Raw genomic sequence first — 2553 nt, 5'->3', positions numbered from 1 at the left:
AAAGCGAGACCGGCGGCGCCGTCAGCTACCAGCTCGCCTCCGCCGGATTGTTCGTCGATCAGACCGGCTGGTACGACGTCTGCCTGTCGTGCAGCGACACGGGATACATGCGGATGCACGTCAACGGCGCGCTGGTCGGCGAGCTGGATGCGTCCGCGCACGTCAGCTACGTGGGCAAGGCCGTGGAACACCGGATCGGCTCCGGCGGCGACTGCTACGTGGCGGGCGTGCATTTCGCGCAGGAGGTCCTTGCGCCGACGGCGTTTGGCGAATTTTCCATTCAAGTTTCCGGACTTTGGGTCCCGAGGAGGTAGCGTGGGCACTCAACTCAATTATTGCGACACTCTTGCCGACTGGACCGACTTGTTCGGCACCATGTCTTTGGCCCTCGTCACCGATGGCGAGGACGGCAGCGCGGTCGAGTGCTCGGTGAGCTACGACCGGTCCGCGTGGTATCTCAACACGGTCTCCAGCACGGACGATGTCGAGGTGGTGGCGCGCATCAAGGGCGCTGCCGGCGAGACGCAGTCAGTGATTCTCGCGGCGGTGTCCGACGTCACGGGCTACCGCTTCGACGTGACGCCCGCCAGCGGCGAGGTGGGGATCGGTCAGTACGTATCCAACGGCTCCGGGACCATCCACGCGGGCGTTGTGTCAGCTGGTGCACTTGTGGACGGCGGCTGGAACTGGATCCGCGCCCGCTACAGCGGCGGCAAGGTCAGCGTCAAGGCGTGGGGGTCCAGCGAATCCGAGCCCGCGGGCTGGGACATACTGGACGCGACGCCGCTCAACGTGCTGCCAGCCGGGCGCGTCGGGCTCTACTTCTACAACGGCACCCAGCGCGTGGACACCTTCGGCGTAGGCACTGCCGGGGACGCGGCTCCCACGGCCGATGCTGCCCCGGCCGCCCCGGTCAACAATGCGTTTGCCCTGGACTTTGCAGACGGCGCTGGTCTCGGCGCGGACGTCTCGGGCAACGGCAACCCGTTTTCCCCGGTCGGATCTCCGCAGCAGACTGCCGACACGCCGACGAACAACTGCTGTGTTCTCCAAGCGTACGTGCTTGGTGGCCCGCAGGGAAACGTCACTCTCAGCAACGGCAACCTCACGCAGACATGCAGCGCCACCAGCGACGACCGCACGACAGGCACCGTCGGATTCAGCGAGGGAAGGTACTACTGGGAAATTGAGTATACCACCGTCACGGCGGCACAGAACTTTGTCGGGGTGTACGGCTTTGCCTGGAACAGCGACGGCACGCTCACCAACGGCGGGCCGATCGCCGGTTTCGCATCCGGCGACCTGCTGGGATTGGCTGTGGACAGGGATATCTGCGAGGTCGAGCTTTTCAAAAACGGCGTGTCGCAGGGCGTCTTCCCGTTTGTTCCTCTTGAAGGTCCGAGCCGCCCGATTCAGGGCAATCAGCCCCACACCTTGACCGCGAACTTCGGGGCGAAGCCGTTCGCCTACGCTCCCCCGATTGGCTTCAAAGCGCTTTGCGCGGCCAACCTTGAAGAACCGGCGCACCGTGATCCGGGCGACGGTGTTGGCATTCTCGCAAGAGAGGGGACCGGAGCGCAGGCCACCGTATCCGGTCTCGCGGCGCGGCCGGATCTTGTTTTCATGAAGCGGCTGGACGCAGATGGGACCTGGATGCTGTTCGACACGGTGCGCGGTGCCGGGCGGTCCCTTGCGACAAACAGCAACGGGGCCGAAGCCAATCCCACAAACGGGATTCGGGAGTTCTTCAACGACGGCTATACCGTGGGGGACGGCAGCAACGACAACGCCCTTGGCGGGCAGTATCTCGACTTCTTCCTGCAACGCGGGCCGGAGTTTGGATTCGACATTGTGACATGGGTCGGGGACGGCGTGTCTGGCAGACAGATCGTCCATGATTGCGGCGGCACGCCCGAGTTCATCATGGTGAAAGCTCTCACTTCGACGAATGGTTGGGTTGCCTATCACAAAGCCCTCGGGGCAACGCACTTCATTCAGCCGCATCAGGTGAGTGCAGCGGTGGCCAACTCGGATATATGGGGGGACGTCGAACCGAATTCCCTTGCTTTCACCGTTGGGAACAACAGCACCGTGAACGCCCCCGCCGAAACCTATATCGCCTACGTTTTCCGCTCCGTCCCCGGCTTTTCGGAGGTGTTCAGCTTTGAGGGCAACGGCTCCAACGCAGGGCCGAGAGCAAATCTGGGTTTTCTGCCCCGGGCCATGCTGGGAAAAAACGCGGATGACGCTCAGGACTGGTTCTTCGTGTCTTCCGACATGGACGGAGGCCGGAACAATATTGAGCGGTGGGTTGAGGGCAACACGGTTGAGCAGGCGTTCGGCTCGCCCGGGCTGTTTTCGTTTCTCTCCAGTGGCTTCGACGTCATAAATTCCTCGTCGCTGATCAACGGCAATGGCGACACCATCCTCGGCATCGCCTGGGCGGCGCAGCCCTTCCAATATTCCAACGCATTCTAGGAGGTTTCATCATGTGGAGATACCCGGACAACACCTTTCGGCAGGCCGCTCCCGCGCAGGTGGTGCAGGGCGACA

2 protein-coding genes are annotated in these 2553 nt (G+C 63.1%); both read left to right on the top strand.

The annotated features are described in order from the left end of the window. Positions 1–314: hypothetical protein (locus tag B149_RS18775; protein WP_040373120.1), on the top strand; the 314-nt coding region annotated here is incomplete at its 5' end. A gap of 1 nt (position 315) precedes the next feature. After that, the gene (locus tag B149_RS0115960) at positions 316–2478 is read left to right on the top strand and encodes a DUF7483 domain-containing protein (protein WP_018126163.1); all 2163 of its coding nucleotides are present in this window, start codon (positions 316–318) and stop codon (positions 2476–2478) included. Positions 2479–2553 lie beyond the last annotated feature (75 nt).

This window comes from Desulfovibrio oxyclinae DSM 11498 (assembly GCF_000375485.1).
In the GTDB taxonomy this organism is placed as follows: domain Bacteria; phylum Desulfobacterota; class Desulfovibrionia; order Desulfovibrionales; family Desulfovibrionaceae; genus Pseudodesulfovibrio; species Pseudodesulfovibrio oxyclinae.
Note: the sequence above shows the minus strand (reverse complement) of the source record. Positions and strands in the feature narration are given on the sequence as shown.